The 20,497-nt window shown below is 74.6% G+C and carries 14 protein-coding genes; 9 read left to right on the plus strand and 5 right to left on the minus strand.

Annotated elements, in window-relative coordinates:
* Positions 1-31: 31 nt before the first annotated feature.
* Positions 32-1,033, minus strand: a complete 1,002-nt coding sequence (locus tag ACQZOG_RS24115; protein WP_033273984.1) for a substrate-binding domain-containing protein — start codon at positions 1,031-1,033, stop codon at positions 32-34.
* Between the two features lie 412 nt (positions 1,034-1,445).
* Here ACQZOG_RS24115 and ACQZOG_RS24120 point away from each other — a divergent pair, with 412 nt between their 5' ends.
* The 6 genes from ACQZOG_RS24120 (at position 1,446) to ACQZOG_RS24145 (ending at position 8,389) form a co-directional block, all read left to right on the plus strand.
* Positions 1,446-2,093, plus strand: a complete 648-nt coding sequence (locus ACQZOG_RS24120; protein WP_033273983.1) for a ScbR family autoregulator-binding transcription factor — start codon at positions 1,446-1,448, stop codon at positions 2,091-2,093.
* Positions 2,094-2,133: 40 nt separating this feature from the next.
* On the plus strand, positions 2,134-3,312 hold the full coding sequence (locus ACQZOG_RS24125; protein WP_033273982.1) for a damage-control phosphatase ARMT1 family protein: 1,179 nt from the start codon (positions 2,134-2,136) through the stop codon (positions 3,310-3,312).
* A 95-nt stretch (positions 3,313-3,407) separates the two neighbouring features.
* The gene (gene cyc2, locus ACQZOG_RS24130; protein ID WP_382001555.1) at positions 3,408-5,564 is read left to right on the plus strand and encodes a germacradienol/geosmin synthase Cyc2; all 2,157 of its coding nucleotides are present in this window, start codon (positions 3,408-3,410) and stop codon (positions 5,562-5,564) included.
* Between the two features lie 13 nt (positions 5,565-5,577).
* Positions 5,578-6,063: a PDZ domain-containing protein gene (locus tag ACQZOG_RS24135; protein ID WP_382001552.1), complete on the plus strand. Its 486-nt coding sequence runs from the start codon at positions 5,578-5,580 to the stop codon at positions 6,061-6,063.
* 185 nt (positions 6,064-6,248) lie between these two features.
* Positions 6,249-7,376: an aminopeptidase P family protein gene (locus tag ACQZOG_RS24140; RefSeq protein ID WP_430741794.1), complete on the plus strand. Its 1,128-nt coding sequence runs from the start codon at positions 6,249-6,251 to the stop codon at positions 7,374-7,376.
* Positions 7,377-7,441: 65 nt separating this feature from the next.
* Positions 7,442-8,389: an aminoglycoside phosphotransferase family protein gene (locus ACQZOG_RS24145; protein WP_058917194.1), complete on the plus strand. Its 948-nt coding sequence runs from the start codon at positions 7,442-7,444 to the stop codon at positions 8,387-8,389.
* A gap of 812 nt (positions 8,390-9,201) precedes the next feature.
* Here the strand turns inward: ACQZOG_RS24145 and treZ are convergent.
* Positions 9,202-10,947 (minus strand): malto-oligosyltrehalose trehalohydrolase, encoded by a 1,746-nt coding sequence (gene treZ, locus ACQZOG_RS24150; RefSeq protein ID WP_261675816.1) that lies wholly within the window; start codon positions 10,945-10,947, stop codon positions 9,202-9,204.
* Between the two features lie 221 nt (positions 10,948-11,168).
* Between treZ and ACQZOG_RS24155 the strand changes: the two genes are divergently transcribed.
* From ACQZOG_RS24155 to ACQZOG_RS24165, 3 genes are all read left to right on the plus strand, one after another.
* A complete protein-coding gene (locus tag ACQZOG_RS24155) occupies positions 11,169-11,720 on the plus strand; it encodes a DUF1707 and FHA domain-containing protein (protein WP_033273976.1) in 552 nt (183 codons plus the stop codon).
* 135 nt (positions 11,721-11,855) lie between these two features.
* Complete coding sequence (locus ACQZOG_RS24160) at positions 11,856-13,241, plus strand: M14 family zinc carboxypeptidase (RefSeq protein ID WP_430741795.1); 1,386 nt, start codon at positions 11,856-11,858, stop codon at positions 13,239-13,241.
* Complete coding sequence (locus ACQZOG_RS24165; protein WP_203549897.1) at positions 13,238-13,663, plus strand: subtilase-type protease inhibitor; 426 nt, start codon at positions 13,238-13,240, stop codon at positions 13,661-13,663. The genes ACQZOG_RS24160 and ACQZOG_RS24165 overlap by 4 nt, the downstream gene beginning before the upstream one ends.
* A 681-nt stretch (positions 13,664-14,344) precedes the next feature.
* Here the strand turns inward: ACQZOG_RS24165 and ACQZOG_RS24170 are convergent.
* The 3 genes from ACQZOG_RS24170 to glgX all read right to left on the minus strand — a co-directional run bounded on the left by ACQZOG_RS24170 (position 14,345) and on the right by glgX (position 20,480).
* Complete coding sequence (locus tag ACQZOG_RS24170; protein ID WP_430741796.1) at positions 14,345-15,601, minus strand: M14 family zinc carboxypeptidase; 1,257 nt, start codon at positions 15,599-15,601, stop codon at positions 14,345-14,347.
* Between the two features lie 220 nt (positions 15,602-15,821).
* Positions 15,822-18,188: a malto-oligosyltrehalose synthase gene (treY, locus tag ACQZOG_RS24175; protein WP_359595701.1), complete on the minus strand. Its 2,367-nt coding sequence runs from the start codon at positions 18,186-18,188 to the stop codon at positions 15,822-15,824.
* Between the two features lie 147 nt (positions 18,189-18,335).
* On the minus strand, positions 18,336-20,480 hold the full coding sequence (gene glgX, locus ACQZOG_RS24180; protein WP_033274171.1) for a glycogen debranching protein GlgX: 2,145 nt from the start codon (positions 20,478-20,480) through the stop codon (positions 18,336-18,338).
* Positions 20,481-20,497: the final 17 nt, after the last annotated feature.

Genomic DNA, 20,497 nt, shown 5'->3' on the forward strand with positions numbered 1-20,497 from the left:
CGGGTGGTGGGAACGGTACGCACGGCGGCCGTCAGCGGGTTCCGGCGGCGGCGAAGGAGGCGACCGAGTCCGCCTCCGTCCTCGTGACGAACGCCGGTCCGGTGAGGACGGGCGCGGCCCCGCCGCCGCTGACGTTGCCGTTGGCCCGGTACAGCCACAGCGCGTCCACGGCGAGGTAGCCCTGGAGGTAGGGCTGCTGGTCGACGGCGAAGCGGACGTTGCCGCCGCGCACGGCGTCCACCAGTTCCTCGTTGAGGTCGAAGGTGGCGACCTCCGCCCCGCTGTCCGCCTCGGCCGCCGCGTCCACGGCCAGGAGCGCGAAGTCGGCGCCGTTGGTGACGACCTGGTCGATGGAGGGGTCCTGGCGCAGCTTCGCCGTGAGGATGCCGGAGACGGCCCGCTCGTCGGTGCCGTCCACGTACAGGTTCTCGCTCGTGCCACGGAACGTCTTCTTCACGCCGGCGCAGCGGGCCTCGAGACCGACGTTGCCCCGCTCGTGCACCAGGCACAGCGTGTGCTTCGCCTTCAGCTGGTTCAGCTTCTCGCCGACCGCGCGGCCCGCCAGGCTCTCGTCCTGGCCGAAGAACGTCAGCAGCCCGGCCTTCTGCCAGGCGTCCACGCCGGAGTTGAGGCCCACCACGGGGATGTCCGCGGCCCGCGCCTCGTTGACCGGGCCCTTCATGGCCTGCGGCTTGGCCAGGGTGAGGGCGATGCCGTCGACGCCGTCGCGGACGGCACGGCGCACCAGGTCGGCCTGTCCGGCCCCGTCGGGGTCGCTGAGATAGGTCAGTTCGATGCCGTCCTTGGCGGCGGCGGCCTCGGCGCCCTTGCGCACCCGGTCCCAGAACTCGTCGCCCTCGCTGCCGTGGGTGACCAGCGCGACCCGCAGGTCCCCGGAGCCGCTCACGACGCCCGCGCCGGCGTCCCCCTCGTCCGTGCCGGAGGAGGAGCAGCCCGTCACCAGCAGACCGATCGCGGCCGCCAGGACCGCCGTTCGGCTCGAGAGGCGGCGGGACGGGGGACGAGTGTTCATGAGGAGCGCGGACCTCGCTGTGCCGGCGGAGCTACGTGCAGGGGAGGGGCACCGGCGGATTCGGGCCACCGTGAGGTGCGGCCGTCCGGGTGACTCTCGCTGGCCGGAGCCAACCGCGTGGAACCACTGGTCGTCAAGTGAACAGCCACGCGAAGTGAGGCGTCGCTGCCGCATTGTGATGAACCGTGAGAACCTGCTAAGCGGAAGTGCAGGCTCCGTACGGCGCGCGGGGGCGTGCGCACGGATACCGCGCATGCTGTTTCGCCACGCGGCGTACGCCCTGTATGCCGGTTGTGTTCAACTGAGCACGCCCACCGGGGTGATGAACGTCAGCACACCGTGAGTTATCGTGTACAGGGCGTTAGAAACAAACGGCATGGACCGTCGCTTTCCGGCCACAGGAGTGCAGTCGATGGCAAGGCAGGTACGCGCCGAGAAGACCCGCGCGACGATCATCACGGCCGCGGCCGACCTGTTCGACCGGCAGGGCTACGAAGCGACCAGTCTCAGCGACATCGTCGAGCACGCACGCGTCACCAAAGGGGCCCTCTACTTCCACTTCGCCGCCAAGGAGGACCTCGCCCACGCCATCCTGGAACTCCAGTCCGCGACCTGCCGCCGGCTCGTCCGCGACACCGGCGCCCGCGGCCGCACGTCGCTGGAGGCGCTGATGCGCCTCACCTTCTGCATGGCCCGCATGTCCGCCGAGGACCCCGTGCTGCGGGCCGGGCTCCGGCTGGCCACCGGCGTCACCCGGCCGCGCCCGCCGCTCAGCCACCCCTTCACCGAGTGGCTCGACATCGTCTCGGCCAGGCTGGCCGCCGCCGTCGAGGAGGCCGACGTCCACCCGGACGCCGACATCGACGTCGTCGCCCACTCCCTGGTCTGCTTCTTCGTCGGCACCCGGGTCGTCGGCCGCGCCCGCGAACCCGTCACCCGCCAGCCCCGCCGCACCGCCGAGATGTGGCAGCTCCTCATCCGCGGCCTGGTCCCCGTCACCCGCCGCGCCCGCTACCTGTCCCTCGCCGCCCGGCTGGAACGGGAGCCCGCCCCGCTGTGACGCCCGGCGCGCGGCCGCCCGGCGGGTTACGGTGAGCCCCATGCCCGACACCCCCGCCGCCCCCGTGATCGTCGCCGACGAGCCCGGCACCTTCCCGTACGGCGTGCTGGCCGAGCGTCACCCCGCGATCCTCCGCCAGGTCGCCGAGGACACCCCCTACGGCCCGGAGCAGCGCCGCGCGCTCGACGCCCTGCTGGCGAACTGCACCGAGGGCCCCGTCACGCCCCTGCCCGCCGGCGCCCACGACCGCGACCGGTGGGCCGCCTGGGGCATGGACGACCACGCCGGCCGCTCCTGGCACGACGTGCCCTGGCTGTGGTCCGAGAGCTGGTTCTACCGCCAACTGCTCCAGGCCGTCGGTTACTTCGAGCCCGGCCCCTGGCAGGGCATCGACCCCTTCCGCCCCGCCAAGCTCGCCGAGCTCGACGCGCCCGCCACCGACGAGGAGCTCGCCGCGCTCGACGCCCTCGACGACCTCCCCGAGGACGAACGCGCCCGCGCCCTGCTGCACGGCTCCCTCTGGGGCAACCGCGCCGACCTGGGCTTCCGCATGTCCGCCGAGGGCGCCGAGGAGACCGCCGCCGTCCCCGCCCTCGTCGCCGACGACAGCGAGCGCCTGTGGTCCCTGCTCGACGGCTCCCCGGCCGGCACCCTCTGCCTGGTCGCCGACAACGCCGGCCGTGAACTCGTCCCCGACCTGCTGCTGATCGCCCACCTGCTCGCCCACGGGCGCGTCGCCCGCGCCGTTCTGCACGTCAAACCGCACCCGTACTACGTCTCCGACGCCACCACCGCCGACGTCCTCGACGCCGTACGCCGCCTCACCGCCGCCGAGGGAGCCGCCGGGGCGTACGGACACCGCCTGCGCGCCGCCCTCACCGACGGCCGGCTCGAACTGCGCGCCCACCCGTTCTCCTGCGCGCCCCTGCCCTACGCGGACATGCCGGACGACCTGCGCGCCGACTTCGCGGAGGCCACCCTCACCGTCCTCAAGGGCGACCTCAACTACCGCCGGCTCGTGGGCGACCGGTACTGGCCCCCTACCACCCCGTTCGCCGGCGTCACCGCCTACTTCCCGGGCCCGGCCGCCGCCCTGCGCACCCTCAAGTCCGACGTGATCACCGGCCTCGCCCCGACGACGGAGGCGGCGCTGGACGCGGAGGAGGACGGGCGCTGGCGCACGAGCGGCACCCACGCGCTGATCCAGGTACGGACCTGAGCCCCCAACTCCCGTTTCCGGGCAGGTTTCACGCGAAGGTGTGATCACCGGGCGGGCCGTGGATGCGGCCGGAGCGGCACGGGTAGCCCCCGGCCATGACGCAGCCCTTCGAACTCCCGCACTTCTACATGCCGCACCCCGCGCGCCTCAATCCGCACGTGGACCAGGCCCGGGCCCACTCCACGGCCTGGGCGCGCGAGATGGGCATGCTGGAGGGCAGCGGGGTCTGGGAGCAGGCCGACCTCGACGCGCACGACTACGGCCTGCTCTGCGCCTACACGCACCCCGACTGCGACGGCCCCGCGCTGTCCCTGATCACCGACTGGTACGTGTGGGTGTTCTTCTTCGACGACCACTTCCTGGAGAAGTACAAGCGCACCCAGGACCGCGTCGGCGGCAAGGCCCACCTGGACCGGCTGCCGCTGTTCATGCCCCTGGAGCCGGGGACGCCCGTCCCCGAGCCGGAGAACCCGGTCGAGGCGGGCCTCGCCGACCTGTGGGCGCGGACCGTGCCGGCCATGTCCGCGGACTGGCGCCGCCGGTTCGCCGTCGCCACCGAGCACCTCCTCAACGAGTCCCTGTGGGAGCTGTCCAACATCAACGAGGGGCGGATCGCCAACCCCGTCGAGTACATCGAGATGCGCCGCAAGGTGGGCGGCGCCCCCTGGTCGGCCGGACTCGTCGAGTACGCCACCGCCGAGGTGCCGGCCGCCGTCGCCGGGACCCGCCCGCTGCGGGTGCTCATGGAGACGTTCTCCGACGCCGTGCACCTGCGCAACGACCTGTTCTCCTACCAGCGGGAGGTCGAGGACGAGGGCGAGCTCAGCAACGGCGTCCTCGTCCTGGAGACGTTCTTCGGCTGCACCACGCAGGAGGCCGCCGACCTCGTCAACGACGTCCTCACCTCACGGCTGCACCAGTTCGAGCACACCGCGTTCACCGAGGTGCCCGCCGTCGCCCTGGAGCAAGGGCTCACCCCGGCGGAGACCGCCGCCGTCGCCGCCTACGCCAAGGGGCTCCAGGACTGGCAGTCCGGCGGCCACGAGTGGCACCTGCGCTCCAGCCGCTACATGAACGAGAACGCCCGCCCCGGCCCCTCCTGGCAGGCCCTGACCGGCCCCGGCACGTCCGCCGCCGACGTCGGCGCGCTCCTCGCCCGCGCCGCCTCGGAGCGGCTGCGCCCCTACCGGCACGTGCCGTACCGGAAGGTCGGCCCGTCCGTCGTCCCGGAGATCCGGATGCCGTTCCCACTGTCCCTCAGCCCGGCCCTCGAAGGCTCCCGACGCCATCTGCTGGAGTGGGCGCACCGCATGGGCATCCTCGGCGAGGGCGTCTGGGACGAGGACAAGCTCGCCAGCTGCGACCTGCCCCTGTGCGCGGCCGGCCTGGACCCGGACGCCACCCAGGAACAGCTCGACCTCGCCTCCGGCTGGCTGGCCTTCGGCACCTACGGCGACGACTACTACCCGCTGGTCTACGGCCACCGCCGCGACCTGGCCGCCGCCCGGCTCACCACCGCCCGGCTGTCCGCCTGCATGCCGCTGGACGGCGAGGAGGTGCCCCTGCCCGCCAACGCCATGGAGCGGTCCCTGATCGACCTGTGGGCCCGCACCACGGCCGGCATGACACCCGAGCAGCGCCGCCCGCTGCGGACGGCCGTCGACACGATGACCGAGTCGTGGGTGTGGGAGCTGTCCAACCAGATCCAGAACCGCGTCCCGGACCCCGTGGACTACCTGGAGATGCGCCGCGCGACCTTCGGCTCCGACCTCACGCTCGGCCTGTGCCGCGCCGGACACGGGCCCGCGGTCCCGCCGGAGGTGTACCGCACGGGTCCGGTGCGCTCCCTGGAGAACGCGGCGATCGACTTCGCCTGCCTGCTCAACGACGTGTTCTCGTACCAGAAGGAGATCGAGTTCGAGGGGGAGATGCACAACGCGGTCCTCGTCGTGCAGAACTTCTTCGGCATCGACTACGCGACCGCGCTGCCCGTCGTCGCGGACCTGATGAACCAGCGCATGCGGCAGTTCGAGCACGTCGTCGAGCACGAACTGCCCGTCGTGTACGACGACTTCCAGCTCTCGGAGGAGGCGCGCGCGGTCATGCGGGGCTATGTGACCGACCTGCAGAACTGGATGGCGGGCATCCTCAACTGGCACCGCAGCGTGGACCGGTACAAGGACGAGTACCTGTCCGGGCGGGTACACGGCTTCCTGCCGCACCGGTCCCCGGCGCCCCCGGTCCTCGTCTGACGGGCCGGCCGCCGTGGAACCCCCCGCGCTCCGCCCCCGGCCGATGCCCGGCTGCCACGCCGGCCCCCGGCCGGACCCCGCTCCCGCCGCCCCCGCACATTCGCCCGCCGGGCGCCCGCGGGGCCGGTGGGGCCGGCGGGCCGCGGCGGGGCTGGTCCTGCTGCTGGCCGGAGCCGTCCTCGGCGTCCTGGCCGCCGCGTGGGCCGGCCCCGCCCCGGCGTCCGGGCCGGCCCTCTCCGCCCGGCTCGGCGTGGAGGTGACCGACGACGGCCGGCCGGGCGCCCTGGTGGTCGGCGTGCAGAACCCCGGCCCCGGCCACACGGCCGGTCTCCGCGAGGGCGACCTGCTGCTCGCCGTGGGCGCCACCCGCGTCGACACGGCGGCGGACCTGGCCCACGAGGTCTCCCGCACCGCACCGGGCACCCCGATCCGCCTGACGGTCCGGCATGCCACGGGCGGCTACCAGCAGCTGACGGCGGTTCCCGGCATCCTCACGTGAGGGGGCGGCTCCGCCGGGGACGGGCCGCAGACGACCCGCGGGCGCGTCGGGGCCCGCGGAGCCGGCGGCCCCGCGCCCGGACGGGGTGACTCCGGGAGCAACCCCGGCAACCGGCTCGCGCCGTACCCGTTCGGCGGGCAGGATGCTGACCGTAGCCCCGACGTCCGCCCCTGGGAGGCATCCGGATGACCGGCACCGCGCCCGTGCCCTTCACCGCCGACGACTACAAGGCCCGTATGGAACGGGCGGCGCGGCAGGCCGCCGACGCCGGGCTCGCCGGGCTGCTCGTCGCGCCGGGCCCGGACCTGGTGTGGCTCACCGGGTACGCACCGCCCGCCGTCACCGAGCGGCTCACCCTGCTGGTCCTGGCCGCCGGCCGGGAACCCGTGCTCGTCGTCCCCACCCTGGAGGCCCCGGACGCCGAGAAGGCCACCGGCGCGCCTGCCCTCACCCTGCGTGACTGGACCGACGGCAAGGACCCCTACGCCCTCACCGCCGCGCTTTTTGACGGCCGGGGGCGGTTCGGCGTCAGCGACAACGCCTGGGCGCTGCATCTGCTGGGACTCCAGCAGGCGCTCCCCGGCACCTCGTACGTCTCCCTCACCGAGGCGCTGCCGATGCTGCGCGCCGTGAAGGACGCCGCGGAGCTGGAGCGGCTCGCCGCGGCCGGCGCCGCCGCCGACGCCGCGTTCGAGGAGATCAGGAACGTCCGCTTCTCCGGCCGCCGGGAGTCCGAGGTGGCCGCCGACCTCGCCGCGCTGCTCCGCCGCTTCGGCCACGCCCAGGTCGACTTCACCATCGTCGCCTCCGGCCCCAACGGCGCCAACCCGCACCACGAGGCCGGCGACCGCCGGATCGAGCGCGGCGACATGGTCGTCCTCGACTTCGGCGGCCTGAAGGACGGCTACGGCTCCGACACCTCCCGCACGGTGCACGTCGGCGAGCCCACCGAGGAGGAGCGCCGGGTGCACGACCTGGTGCGCGAGGCGCAGGAGGCCGGCTTCCGCGCGGTGCGGCCGGGCGCGGCCTGCCAGGACGTCGACCGGGCGGCCCGCGCGGTCATCGCCGGCGCCGGGTACGGCGAGTACTTCATCCACCGCACCGGGCACGGCATCGGCGTCACCACCCACGAGCCGCCGTACATGATCGAGGGCGAGGAGCGGCCGCTCGTCCCCGGCATGTGCTTCTCCGTCGAGCCGGGCGTCTATCTGCCGGGCCGGTTCGGGGTACGGATCGAGGACATCGTGACCGTCACCGAGGACGGCGGGCGGCGGCTGAACGAGACGGAGCGGGAAATGGTGATAGTCGACTGAGCGGCACCGACCGGCCCTTCCGCCCCGTCCCCACCCTGCCTCTCCCGAACGGCTACGGCGCGACCATGACCCAGGCACCGACACCCACCGTTGACACCGTCCGCCGGCTGGCCCGGTCCCTGCTCGAGGACAGCGGGCACGGCACGAGCGCGTCCGCCGCCCTCGACGTGCGGCCCGCGGGCGACGGCGCCGGCCTCACCACCTGGCTGGTCGGCACCCGGTACGTGCTGCATCTCGCCCCGGACCGCGCGACCGGCGTGCGGTGGCGCCGCGAGCTGCGTCTGCGCGAGGTGGTGCGCCCCCACGTGTCCGTGGCGCTGCCCGTCGGGGTGGCGCAGGGCGAGTGGGCGCCCGGCCTGCTGTGCACGCTGGAGACCCGGCTGCCCGGCGGCACGGCGGAGGAGAACACCGTGTCCGCCGTCGGCGAGACCGACCTCGCGGCCCTGCTCACCGGACTGCACCAGGTGCCGGTACGGCAGGCCGAGTCGCTGGGCGTGCCCCGCGTGCCGCCGCGCTCCCTGGAGACCCTGCGGCGGGCGGCCGGGGAGGCCGTCGAACTGCTCGACAAGGCCGACGAGTTCGAGGCGGCGCGGCTGCGCCAGTTCACCCAGGCCGCGACGGTGCAGCTCGCCGCGCAGGCCGGCTCGGCGGTGCTGGTGCACCACGCCCTCACGGGCGGCAACCTGGTCGTCGGCGCGGACGGCCGGGTGCGGGGGGTGCTCGGCTGGGACACGGCGGTGGTCGGCGACCCGGCCGAGGACATCGCGGGCCTGGCCCGCGCCGTCGGCGCCCCCGCCGCCGTCCGCGCGGCCACGCTGGCGGGCTACGGCGCCCGCCCCTGCCTGCGCGGCCTGTGGCTGGCCCGCTGCGACTGCGTCATCCACCTCGCCGAGGCACTCGTCCACAACGCCACGGCGTCCCTCCCCCTGCTCCGCACCCGCCTCCGCCGCGCCTGGGAACCCATCATGCTGGAACGCGTCACCGACCTCCGGGACAGCGACGCGGCACCTTAGGGGGGCAGGGGGCGGGGCGCGCGCCGTGCCGCAGCGCCACCGGTGCCGTGAAGCACCCCAGGCGGCCCGAACACGGGGTCGGCAAAACCGTCCCGCGCCACGGCGTTCGGTCCGGCGTGGAGCGCCCCCGGTGCCCGGGCGTGGGTTGGCGAACGCCTTCGAGGCCTGGGGCGCTGGTGGTGCCGCAGCGTCACCGGTGGCGTGGGGCGCCCCAGGCGGTCCGGGGGCAGGGGCGGCGGAACCGTCTCGCGTCACGGCGTTCGGTCCGGCGTGGAGCGCCCCCGGCGCCTGGGCGTGGGTTGGCGAACGCCTTCGAGGCCTGGGGCGCTGGTGGTGCCGCAGCGTCACCGGTGGCGTGGGGCGCCCCAGGTGGTCCGAGGGCAGGGGCGGCGGAACCGTCTCGCGTCACGGCGTTCGGTCCGGCGTGGAGCGCCCCCGGCGCCTGGGCGTGGGTTGGCGGACCCCTTCGAGGCCTGGGGCGCTGGTGGTGCCGCAGCGTCACCGGTGGCGTGGGGCGCCCCAGGCGGCCCGAACACGGGGTCGGCGGAACCGTCCCGCGTCACGGCGTTCGGTCCGGCGTCGCAGTCGGTGAGGAGCGCCCCAGCGCCCGGGCGCGGGTTGGCGGACCCCCTCGACGCCTGAGGCGCCCGTCGTGCCGCAGCGCCACCGGTGCCGTGAGGCGCCACGGGCGGTCCGGGCGCGAGCCGGGGCAAGTCCTCGCCGCGGCCGGGGCGCGAGGGGCGGTGCCGTGGCGCGGCCCCACGGGACTTACAGCGCGGGGCGGGGCACCCCCGCCCCGCGCCCCGCGCCTCTCACTCCTGCAGCAACACCACCGCCGACTCCCCCGGCAACCGCAGCACACCGTCCGCCCCGGGGACGTCCACCCGCTCCCACGCCGCCAGGACGCGGGCCTCGCGGGAGCCCAGCGGGATGTCGGCCGGTTCGGCGCCCAGGTTCACGGCCACGCGGACGTCGCCGCGGCGGAAGGCCAGCCAGCGCCGGTCCTCGTCGTAGGCCACCTTGGTGTCGGCGAGGTCCGGGTCGGTGAGGTCGGGCTGCTCGCGGCGCAGCGCGAGGAGCTGCCGGTACCAGGCCAGCATCCGCGCGTGCGGCTCCCGCTCGGGCTCGGACCAGTCGAGGCAGGAGCGGTCACGGGTGGCCGGGTCCTGCGGGTCGGGCACGTCCTGTTCCGCCCACCCGTGCGCCGCGAACTCCCGCCGCCGCCCCTGGCTGACCGCCTTCGCGAGCTCCGGGTCGGTGTGGTCGGTGAAGAACTGCCACGGCGTGCCCGCCGCCCACTCCTCGCCCATGAACAGCATCGGCGTGAACGGCGCGGTCAGCGTCAGCGCCGCCGCGCAGGCCAGCAGCCCGGGGGAGACCAGCGCGGCCAGCCGGTCGCCCTGGGCCCGGTTGCCCACCTGGTCGTGCGTCTGGCTGTAGCCCAGCAGCCGGTGCGCGGCCACGCGGGTGCGGTCGAGCGGCCGCCCGTGGTGCCGCCCGCGGAAGCTGGAGTAGGTGCCGTCGTGGAAGAAGCCCCCGGAGAGCGTCTTGGCCACGGCCGCCAGCGGGGCGCGCGCGAAGTCGGCGTAGTAACCCTGCGACTCGCCCGTCAGGGCGGCGTGCAGGGCGTGGTGGAAGTCGTCGTTCCACTGAGCGTGGATGCCGAAGCCGCCCCGGTCGCGCGGGGTGATGACCCGCGGGTCGTTGAGGTCGGACTCGGCGATCAGGAACAGCGGCCGGCCGGTGTCGGCGGCCAGCTCGTCCACGGCCTGCGACAGCTCCTCCAGGAAGTGGCGCGCGCGGGTGTCCACCAGCGCGTGCACCGCGTCCAGGCGCAGTCCGTCGATCCGGTAGTCGCGCAGCCACGTCAGCGCGCTGTCCACGAGGTACGCGCGCACCTCGTCCGAGCCGGGCGCGTCCAGGTTGACCGCCACGCCCCACGGTGTGTGGTGCGTGTCGGTGAAGTACGGTCCGAACCGCGGCAGGTGATTGCCCGACGGGCCGAGGTGGTTGTGCACCACGTCCAGGACGACGCCGAGCCCCAGCGCGTGCGCCCGGTCGACGAACCGTTTCAGCCCCTCGGGCCCGCCGTACGGCTCGTGCACCGCCCACAGCGAGACGCCCTCGTACCCCCAGCCGTGCCGCCCCGGGAACGGGCACACCGGCATCAACTCCACGTGGGTGACGCCCAGGTCGGCGAGGTGGCCGAGCCGTTCGGCGGCGGCGTCGAAGGTGCCCTCGCGGGTCCAGGTGCCGACGTGCATCTCGTACAGCACCGCGCCGGGCAGCGGGCGTCCGGTCCACTCGGCGCTCCACTCGAAGCGGTCGTGGTCGACGACGGCGCTGAGCCCGTCGGGGCCGTCGGGCTGGCGGCGCGACCGGGGGTCCGGCAGCACCGGACCGTCGTCGAGTGCGAAGCCGTACCGGGAGCCGTCGTGCGCCTCGGCCTCCCCCCGCCACCACCCCTCCCGCTCGGGATCGCGCTCCAACGCGCGCGTGACGCCGTCGCACCGGAGCGTCACTCGGCCGGCCTGTGGTGCCCACACCTCGAACTGCACGGACGGTTCCCCTTCGTCTGCTCACCGTGATGAAGCGCCTCCATCGTGCGGCATCGGAGATCAATTCGCCGGGGGATCCGCCGTTTTGCGGCGGGTGTCGCCCGAGGTGTGCGTGCCGGGGCGGGCCGGGGAGCGGCGCACCCCCCCCCACAGGCGGGGGCCCGTCCTCCGCTTACGGGGTTTCTGGACAGCTCACCCTCGGCTGACCGACAATCGACCGCGTGACGTCGTCCTTCGAGTTCTCCACGTACCCCGCGCGGCTCTCCGACGCGGAGCGCGACAAGGCGCTGAGTGTGCTGCGGGACGGCGTCGCCAAGGGCCGCCTCTCCCACGACACGTTCATCCGGCGCATGGAACTGGCGCTCGTGGCGCGGCGCGCCGACGAACTCGCCGCGCTCACCGCGGACCTGCCGCGCGAGAGCCGTTTCTCGCGCGTGGTGTTCGGCTCGGTGGAGGCGGTCTCCGGGTTCACCGTGCGGCTGCGCCGCGCCTGGCGGGCCGAGAAACTGCCGAAGCTGCTGCTGCCGCACCCCGCGCACGGACACCCGCTGCGGATAGGGCGCGACCCGGCCAACGGGCTGCGGCTCACCCACGAGACGGTCTCCCGCGTGCACGCCGAACTCACCCATCAGGCCGGCCTGTGGGTGCTGCGCGACCTCGGCTCCACCAACGGCACGACGGTCAACGGCCGTCGGGTGGTCGGCGCGGCCGTGGTCCGCGAGGGGGACCAGGTGGGTTTCGGCCGGATCGTCTACCGTCTCTCCGTCAACTGACGGGCATGTACACCTTGTTGTTGGGTAACGGTGTTGACGTCACCCCGGCAGCGTGACTGACTGTAGGGGCACCTCGCACTCCCCGTGCTCCCCGCTCGAAAGACCTCTGCACTCCCCGCACGGCCTGTACTTCCGGTGGACGACGGCGTCGCTTCGTGGAGGTGTGACCTGACGCCCCTCCTGAGCTATCCGACCGTCGACGAACTCGGCGCGCGGGCCGCCGCCCTCGCCGCCCGCCATCCCCGCGACGCGCGTCTGCGCCGCGTCGGCGTCTCCCGCGCGGGCACCCCGCTGTGGCTGCTCAGCGTCGGCCACGGCAGCCGCCAGGCCCTCGTCGTCGCGGGACCCCACGCCAACGAACCGGTGGGCGGCGCCACCGTGCTGCGGCTGGCGGAGCACGCCCTCGCCGACCGCCGCTTCACCGACGGCGCGGACGTCACCTGGAACCTGCTGCTCTGCCTCGACCCCGACGGCCTGCGCCACAACGAGCGCTGGCTGACCGGTCCTTACACCCTCGGCCGCCACTTCCGTCACTTCTACCGCCCCGGCTTCCTGGAACAGCCCGAGTGGCTGCCGGACGGCGCCGCGTCCGCCGCGCTGCCGGAGACCCGGGCGCTGCTGGCCCTCCAGGACGAACTGCGCCCCTTCCTCCAGTGCTCCCTGCACGGCGTGGACGTCGGGGGCGGTTTCGTCGAGCTCACCCACGAGCTGCCGGGCCTCGACCGCCGGGTCGCCGCAGTCGCCGCCCGCCTCGGCGTGCCGCGCGAACTCGGCGCGTACGACGCCCTGTACTGGCCCGGTCTCGGCCCCGCCGTCTACCTCATCCCGCCACCGCGGCGCCGGGACCTGGCCGCCGCCATCACCGAGGCGGCCGTGGAGTCGACGTGGTACCACCCCTACGGGTACGGCACGGTCACCGCGGTCGTGGAGGCGCCGATGTGGGGCGTCGCCGCCGTCGGGAACGGCGCCCCGCACCCCGACCCGGACGCGGAGCTGCGGTCCGTCAGCCGCACCCTGCGCCGGGACACCGGGCTCCTCGGTGAGCTGGCGGCGCGGATCCGCCCGTACGTCGCGGGCGTGCCCGACGCGGACCGGCTGCTCGCCCCGGTCGAGGACTACCTCCTGGTCTGCCCGGGCCTCGCGGACGCCTGGGACCCCGACTGCGGGAACGATTCTGCGCGTCCGTTGCCGCCCATGACGACGGCCCGCCTGGCCGCGCTGCGCCTCGCGGGAAGGCGCCTCGCGCTGCGCACCGCCGGCCTGCTGCACCAGCTCGTCACCCGCGCCGGACACGACCCCGCCGACGCGCTGCCCGAGCTGAACCGGCTGCTTGACGCGCGTTGCGCGGACCTCCGGGACAGGCTCGGCGCCCGCTGGATCCCCGTGGACCGCCAGGCGGAGTACCAGGCCCGGGTGATCCGCGCCGTGTGCGCCCTGGCCGTACGGAGGACACCCGGAGCCTCCCGTTCGGGTGAGCCGGGCTGGGGTCCCGGGCCCGCCGTGCCGATGCACCGGGAATGACGCACACCTCAGTGAAGACGGCAGGGGCGGGGCTGTCCGCCGCGGCTCTCCTCCTGCTCGCCGGCGCGACGCCCTCCGCCCACGCGGACACCTCGCCGGAACCCGGGAACTATCTGATGCTCGGCGTGAGCCACGGGGAGGACCCGGCGGCCGGGGCGGAGGGCGGCACCCTGCTGCGGTGCGACCCGCCCGGCGGCGGCCACCCGCGCGCGGAGGAGGCCTGCGCGCAGCTGTCGGCCGCGGACGGCCGCATCACCGCCCTCCCCGCGGAGGACGCCCTCTGCCCGATGATCTACGCCCCGGTGACGGCCCACGCGGAAGGCGTGTGGCGCGACCGTCCGGTCAGCTGGTCGGAGACCTTCCCGAACATCTGCACGCTCCGTGCCCACACGGGGGCGCTGTTCGCGCTCGACGGGACGTGAGACGCGGGCGGCGTGCCGCCCCGGGGCAAGGGTGACCGCCCGTGACGCCGAGTGAGGCCGGCTCCGGGCGCTGCCCGACGCCGAACTCCTTGCGTCGCGCGTGGGCCGGGGCGTCGCCCTACAGGCCCCGGAATCCCTGGCTGCTGTGCCCGGGGGTCCTGCGCTCCGTGCAGGCGCCGGGCACGTGGGCAGGGCGCGCCGGAGCACTCGGTGCGAGCTGGGCGGCTTGCCGGTGTGGGGTGCTGTCCTACGGGTCCGGCGGCCCGGCTGTCGTGGCCGGGTGTCGCATCCCGTGCGGGGGCTGTCGACCGTGCCGGGGCCCCGGCTGGGCGTGCCGGATTACTCGGTGCGAGCCGGGCAGCTTGCCGGTGTGGGGTGCTGTCCTACGGGTGCGGCGATGCGGCTGTCGCGGCCGGGTGCCGCATCCTGTGCGGGGGCTGTCGACCGTGCCGGGCACCCGGTGCGAGCCGGGCAGCGCGCCGGTGTGGGGTGCTGTCCTACGGGTCCGGCGATGCGGCTGTCGTGGCCGGGTGCCGCATCCCGTGCGGGGGCCGTCGACCGTGCCGGGGCCCCGGCAGGGCGTGCCGGAGCACTCGATGCGAGCCGTTGACCGTCGCAGAGGGGGGCGGGACGTCTGTCCCGCGTCTCACCCGGCCGGGGCGGCGTGCCGCACCGGCCCCCTCACGTCGAACCCACCCGCGCCTGCCGTGCCGCCGCCACCACCGTGCGGGACTGGTGTTCCACCTGGTGGCGGACCGGGACCCAGCGGGCGCGGAAGCGAGTGGCGAAGGCGTCGCTCCAGTGGGCGACCAGGCGGTCCAGGCGGGCCGCCGCCTGGGCGTCGGTGTCGCGCAGCGCGCGCCGCAGCATCGCCGCCGCCCGCAGCGGCACCCGGCGCGCGAACGCGTCCACGCTGCCGACGTAGGCGCGGGTGCCGTCCGCGGGCGGGGTGCGGACCAGGTCGGCGGCCAGTCCCGGCACCAGCTCCAGCACCCAGGTGGCCGCCCGCAGCAGCGGACCGTCGGCCTCGGCGGGCGGCGGCCCCGGCCGTACGTCCTCCAGCACGTGCCGCACCGCGTCCGCGTCCCGCAGCAGCCGTTCCGCGAGCGTGTGCATCGCCGTGTCCGGCGCCGGGTGCGGGGCGGGGTCGTCGACCAGGTCGCTGGCCCACATCGGCACCTCGACCACCGCGGTCAGACCGCCGTATTGGTGCGCGTGGTACCAGGTGCTGTGCCGGGCGTCGTCGCTCAGGCTCGGATAGGCCGGGGCCGCCTCGGGCGCGGGCATCACGTGCACTCCGGGCCCCGAGGCGGGCCAGCCCGCCGCGTCCGAGGCGCCCGTCTCGACGGGGATGTGCAGCTCGGCCGCCGACTTGGCGAACGGCTCCGCGAGCCCGGGCACGTCCCGCGTCAACTGCACCCAGCTGCCGCCCAGATCCGTGCCGTGCAGGGACACCTGGAGGAACGGCCGCAGCTCGTCGATCACCCCGGTCAGCGCCCGCGTCTCCGGGGGCAGCCGGTCGGCGGGCAGCACCGAGGGCGCCCACTCCGGCTGCTCGGGCCCGGCCGGGCGGAAGAAGCCCAGGTGGTAGTCGTACAGGCTGCGCGGCGCCGGGGTGACGTGCAGGCTCGCCCCGTCGGGGTCCGCGCACAGCAGGAAGTGCCAGGAGACGCCGTCGCGCAGCTCCCGCTCGAGCAGGGTCCGCCGGGCCAGCGCCAGCAGCGTCCCGTTGCCCGCGGGCTCGTTGGCGTGGGCGCCGGCCACGACCAGGACGGCGTGCCGGGCGCGCCCCACGGACAGCAGGTGCAGCGGCCGTCCCCCACGGGACGTCCCCACCTGCCGCAGCGTACACAGACCCGGCCACTGGATCGCCAGCGCCCGGGCGGAGAAGACCAGCTCGGCCACCGTCGGATAGCGCGACTCCCGCAGCGGACCCACCCCCCGTCACCGCCCGCACTCGCACTGCGCAGTACCCCACGGCCGCGAGACGGTGTCAAGGGCGGTGCGGGGGAGCCGCCCGGGGGCGCTCAGAGGCACGCCGCGGCCTTCTTCCCGCACGTCGGCCGTCCCGCGCCCGCCCCGCGTCCCACGGGTCCGCACCGGCCGTGCGCCGACCCGGCACCGACCCCGCACAGCGCCCCCACAGTCGGAACCACCGTCACTCGGGCACCCGCTCCAGCAGCGCCACCGGCGACGCGGCGAACAGCTCCGTCACCCGCACGCCCCCCTCGAACTCCCGCCCGGAGTCCCGGACATCGGCCCACCGTCCCGGCGGCAGCGGCAGCCGCGTGTCACCCCAGCCGCCCGCCTCCGCGAGACGCAGGGACAGCCGGGTCACCGCCGTGACCACCGCGCCGGAGCGGACGAACGCCAGGCAGTGGCCCGCCGCCGGACCCTCGGCCGTCAGCGGCTCGTACGACGCCGTCGCGCCGAAGACCTCCGGCCGCCGCGCCCGCAGCGCCAGCGCCGCCCGGGTCACCGCCTCCTTCTCCCCGCCGTCCTCGCCGTCCCCGCCGTCCTCGCCGAACCGCGGGGGCCGGCGGTTGTCCGGATCGACCAGCGCCCGGTACTCGCGCTCCGTGCCCTGGTACACGTCGGGCACGCCCGGCATCGTCAGATGCACCAGCGCCGCGCCCAGCACGTTCGCCCGGATGTGCGGCTCCAGCGCCTCCCGCAGCTCCGCGGCCTTCCGCCCCGGCACCCCGCACGGACCCGCCGCCACGAACCGCGCCACCGCCTCCTCGTACGACGGCTCCTGCTCCGTCCAGCTGGTGAACAGGCCCGCCTCACGCACATGCTTCAGCAGCGCCGCCCGCACCCGCTCCTCCTCGGCCGGGCCGAGCCCGAACACCGTCTGCCAGGCCGCCCACGCCGTCTGCCCGTCGGGCACCGCCTCCCCGGCGTGGGACGCCTCCGCGACGACGTCCGCCCAGCGCCCCGGGCACTCGGTGAGCACGTGCAGCGCCGCCCGCACGTCCGCGCTGCGCTTCGCGTCGTGCGTGGAGAGCACCGTCCCGGTGGCCGGCCAGTCGCGCTGGACGCGCGCGCAGTACGCGTGGAAGCGGTCCGGCTCCACCGCCGGGTCGCCCGGCTCGCCGCCCACCTCCGTCGCCGACAGCAGCGGCACGTAGCGGTAGAACGCCGTGTCCTCCACGGACTTGGCCCGCAGCGCCGACGCCGTCTGCGCGAACCGCGTACGGAACTCCACGTACGCGGGCCCGTCCCCGTACCGCCCGAGCAGCAGGTCCCGTACGACGTCGACCGCGCCCGCCTCCTCCGGGACGGCGAACGCGCGCCTGGCCTCGGCCGCCGCCTCCTCGGTCACCACCGTGGCCGCGTCCTCGGGGGAGTAGGGCCGGTACACCTCCAGCCGCACCAGCAGCTCCGTCAGCGCGGTGCGCAGCGCCCAGGGCGCGCGGTCCCGCAGCGCGGTCTCGGGGGCGGTCGCGCACAGCCGCCCCGCCACCCGGGTCAGACGGTCCAGCTCGGTGGCCAGCTCGTGCGTGAGCACCTTGTACGCGGCCCGCCGCACCGTGGCGTCCCAGTCGCCGCCCCGGTCCGTCTGCGGGGCCGCGTGAGCCCGGTAGCGGTCCGCCAGCTCCCCGAACCCGCCCGGGTCCAGGAACAGCCCGTCGACGTGGCGCAGGGCGTCGTAGCCGGTGGTGCCGGCGACGGGCCAGGAGGAGGGCAGCGCCTCGCCGTCGGCGAGGATCTTCTCCACCACCGTCCAGCGGTCCCCCGTCGCCTCGTGCAGCCGCCGCAGATAGCCGCCGGGGTCGGCGAGTCCGTCCGGGTGGTCCACGCGCAGCCCGTCGACCACCCCTTCGTGCAGCAGTTCCAGGATCTTCGCGTGCGTCGCCTCGAACACCTCGGGGTCTTCCACCCGCACCCCGATCAGCTCGGAGATGCTGAAGAACCGGCGGTAGTTCAACTCGGTGCGGGCCAGCCGCCACCACACGGGCCGGTACCACTGCGCGTCCAGCAGCTGCGGCAGCGGCAGGGAGGCCGTGCCCTCGCGCAGCGGGAAGGCGTGGTCGTAGTAGCGCAGGACGTCCCCGTCGACCTTGAGCTCGTCCGCCACCTCGCCGAGCGGCCCGCCGAGCACCGGCAGCAGCACCTGCCCGCCCTGCGCCTCCCAGTCGATGTCGAACCAGCGGGCCCGGCGCGAGGACGGGCCGTCGCGCAGCACCTCCCACAGGGCCGGGTTGTGGCGCGGGGACATCGCCATGTGGTTCGGGACGATGTCCAGCACCAGCCCGAGCCCGTGCCGCCGCGCGGTGCGGGACAGCTCCCGCAGCCCCTCCTCGCCGCCCAGCTCCTCCCGTACGCGCGTGGGGTCCACGACGTCGTAGCCGTGCTGCGAGCCGGGCACCGCCTCCAGGACGGGGGAGAGGTGGAGGTGGGACACGCCGAGCGAGGCCAGGTACGGGACGGCTTCGGCGGCTGCCTGGAAGGGGAAGGCGGGCTGGAGCTGGAGCCGGTAGGTGGCCGTCGGGACTGCGGGGTCGGGGCGCTCAGAGGTCATGGGGACGTACGTACCCGCGCAGCAGCGTCTCGTGCCATCGCTGCTCCGTTCGGGCGGGGGCGCTGCCCCCACGCCGGAGGGGCTGAAATCAGCCCCTCCGGCGTTCGAGGAGCGGGGTCTGGGGCGGAGCCCCAGGGGGAGCAGCCCCTACGCCGGCCGCTGCAGCACCGTGAGGCTGCGATCCGCCAGCCTCAGCCGCGTCCCCGCCGACACCTTCCGCCCCGTGCCCGGCGGCACGCCGTCCTCGCGGGCGGTGTCCACCACCACCTGCCACTGCGCCCCGTGGTCCACGGGCACCACGAAGTCCAGCGGCTTCGGCGAGGCGTTGAACATCAGCAGGAACGAGTCGTCGGTGATCCGCTCCCCCCGCTGCCCCGGCTCGGAGATGGCGTTGCCGTTGAGGAACACGGTCAGCGCCGACGCCCGCGCCGATTCCCAGTCCCGCTGGGTCATCTCCGCGCCCTCGGGCGTGAACCAGGCGATGTCGGAGAGGTCGTCGTGGGTGCCCTCCACGGGACGGCCGTGGAAGAAGCGGCGGCGTCGGAAGACGGGGTGGTCCTTGCGCAGCCACACCATCGCGCGCGTGAACTCCAGCAGCCGCCGCCGGAGGTCGCCCTCCCCGTCCCCGTCCTCCTCGTCGCCCTCGTCCGGCCAGTCGAGCCAGGCCAGTTCGGTGTCCTGGCAGTAGGCGTTGTTGTTGCCGCGCTGGGTGCGCGCCAGCTCGTCGCCGTGGCTGATCATCGGGACGCCCTGGGAGAGCATCAGCGTGGCGATGAAGTTCCGCATCTGCCGGGCCCGCAGCCCCAGCACCGCCGGATCGTCGGTGTCGCCCTCGGCCCCGCAGTTCCAGGACCGGTTGTGGCTCTCTCCGTCCCGGTTGTCCTCCCCGTTGGCCTCGTTGTGCTTCTCGTTGTACGACACCAGGTCGTGCAGGGTGAAGCCGTCGTGGCAGGTGACGAAGTTGATCGAGGCGAGGGGGCGCCGCCCGTCGTCCTGGTAGAGGTCGGAGGAGCCGGTCAGCCGGGACGCGAACTCGGCGAGCGTGCGCGGCTCGCCCCGCCACAGGTCCCGCACGGTGTCCCGGTACTTGCCGTTCCACTCGGTCCACAGGGGCGGGAAGTTGCCCACCTGGTAGCCGCCCTCGCCGACGTCCCACGGCTCGGCGATCAGCTTCACCTGGGAGACGATCGGGTCCTGCTGCACCAGGTCGAAGAACGACGACAGCCGGTCCACCTCGTGGAACTGCCGGGCCAGGGTGGCCGCGAGGTCGAAGCGGAACCCGTCGACATGCATCTCGGTGACCCAGTACCGCAGCGAGTCCATGATCATCTGGAGCACGTGCGGGGACCGCATCAGCAGCGAGTTCCCGGTGCCCGTGGTGTCCATGTAGTACCGGGGGTCCTCGGCCAGCCGGTAGTACGAGGGGTTGTCGAGGCCCTTGAAGGACAGCGTGGGACCCAGGTGGTTGCCCTCGGCGGTGTGGTTGTAGACCACGTCGAGGATCACCTCGATCCCGGCCTCGTGCAGCGCCTTCACCGCCGACTTGAACTCCAGCACCTGCTGGCCCCGGTCCCCCCAGGACGCGTAGGCGTTGTGCGGGGCGAAGAAGCCGATGGTGTTGTAGCCCCAGTAGTTGTTCAGTCCCATGTCGACCAGCCGGTGGTCGTTCACGAACTGGTGGACCGGCATCAGCTCCAGCGCGGTGACGCCCAGTTCGGTCAGGTGCTCGATGATCGCGGGGTGCGCCAGGCCCGCGTACGTGCCGCGCAGTTCCTCGGGCAGTCCGGGGTGGCGCATGGTGAGGCCCTTGACGTGCGCCTCGTAGATCACCGTGTGGTGGTACTCCGTCCGGGGGCGCCGGTCGTCCCCCCAGTCGAAGTACGGGTTGACCACGACCGACGTCATCGTGTGCGGCGCCGAGTCCAGGTCGTTGCGCCGTCCGGGGTCGTCGAAGTGGTAGCCGTAGACCTCCTCGCCCCACTGGATCGAGCCGCTGATCGCACGCGCGTACGGATCGAGCAGCAGTTTCGCGGAGTTGCAGCGCAGCCCCCGCTCGGGGGCGTACGGCCCGTGCACACGGAAGCCGTACCGCTGCCCGGGCATCACCCCGGGCAGGTACGCGTGCCGCACGAACGCGTCGCTCTCCCGCAGTTCGACCGCGGTCTCCGAGCCGTCGTCGTGGAGCAGACACAGCTCTACTCGGTCCGCGGCCTCCGTGAAGACCGCGAAATTCGTTCCGGCGCCGTCGTACGTGGCACCGAGCGGATACGCCTCGCCAGGCCAGACCTGCATGGACACGACTCTTTCAG

This window comes from Streptomyces sp. P13-3-3 (assembly GCF_050571355.1).
Classification (GTDB): Bacteria; Actinomycetota; Actinomycetes; order Streptomycetales; family Streptomycetaceae; genus Streptomyces; species Streptomyces althioticus.

Coding starts and splice junctions, on each gene's coding strand:
- treY (WP_359595701.1), bottom strand. CDS start 18,188: ATGACCTCTGAGCGCCCCGACCCCGCAGTCCCGACGGCCACCTACCGG.
- ACQZOG_RS24165 (WP_203549897.1), top strand. CDS start 13,238: ATGACGCACACCTCAGTGAAGACGGCAGGGGCGGGGCTGTCCGCCGCG.
- ACQZOG_RS24120 (WP_033273983.1), top strand. CDS start 1,446: ATGGCAAGGCAGGTACGCGCCGAGAAGACCCGCGCGACGATCATCACG.
- ACQZOG_RS24145 (WP_058917194.1), top strand. CDS start 7,442: ATGACCCAGGCACCGACACCCACCGTTGACACCGTCCGCCGGCTGGCC.
- ACQZOG_RS24125 (WP_033273982.1), top strand. CDS start 2,134: ATGCCCGACACCCCCGCCGCCCCCGTGATCGTCGCCGACGAGCCCGGC.
- ACQZOG_RS24140 (WP_430741794.1), top strand. CDS start 6,249: ATGACCGGCACCGCGCCCGTGCCCTTCACCGCCGACGACTACAAGGCC.
- glgX (WP_033274171.1), bottom strand. CDS start 20,480: ATGCAGGTCTGGCCTGGCGAGGCGTATCCGCTCGGTGCCACGTACGAC.
- ACQZOG_RS24115 (WP_033273984.1), bottom strand. CDS start 1,033: ATGAACACTCGTCCCCCGTCCCGCCGCCTCTCGAGCCGAACGGCGGTC.
- cyc2 (WP_382001555.1), top strand. CDS start 3,408: ATGACGCAGCCCTTCGAACTCCCGCACTTCTACATGCCGCACCCCGCG.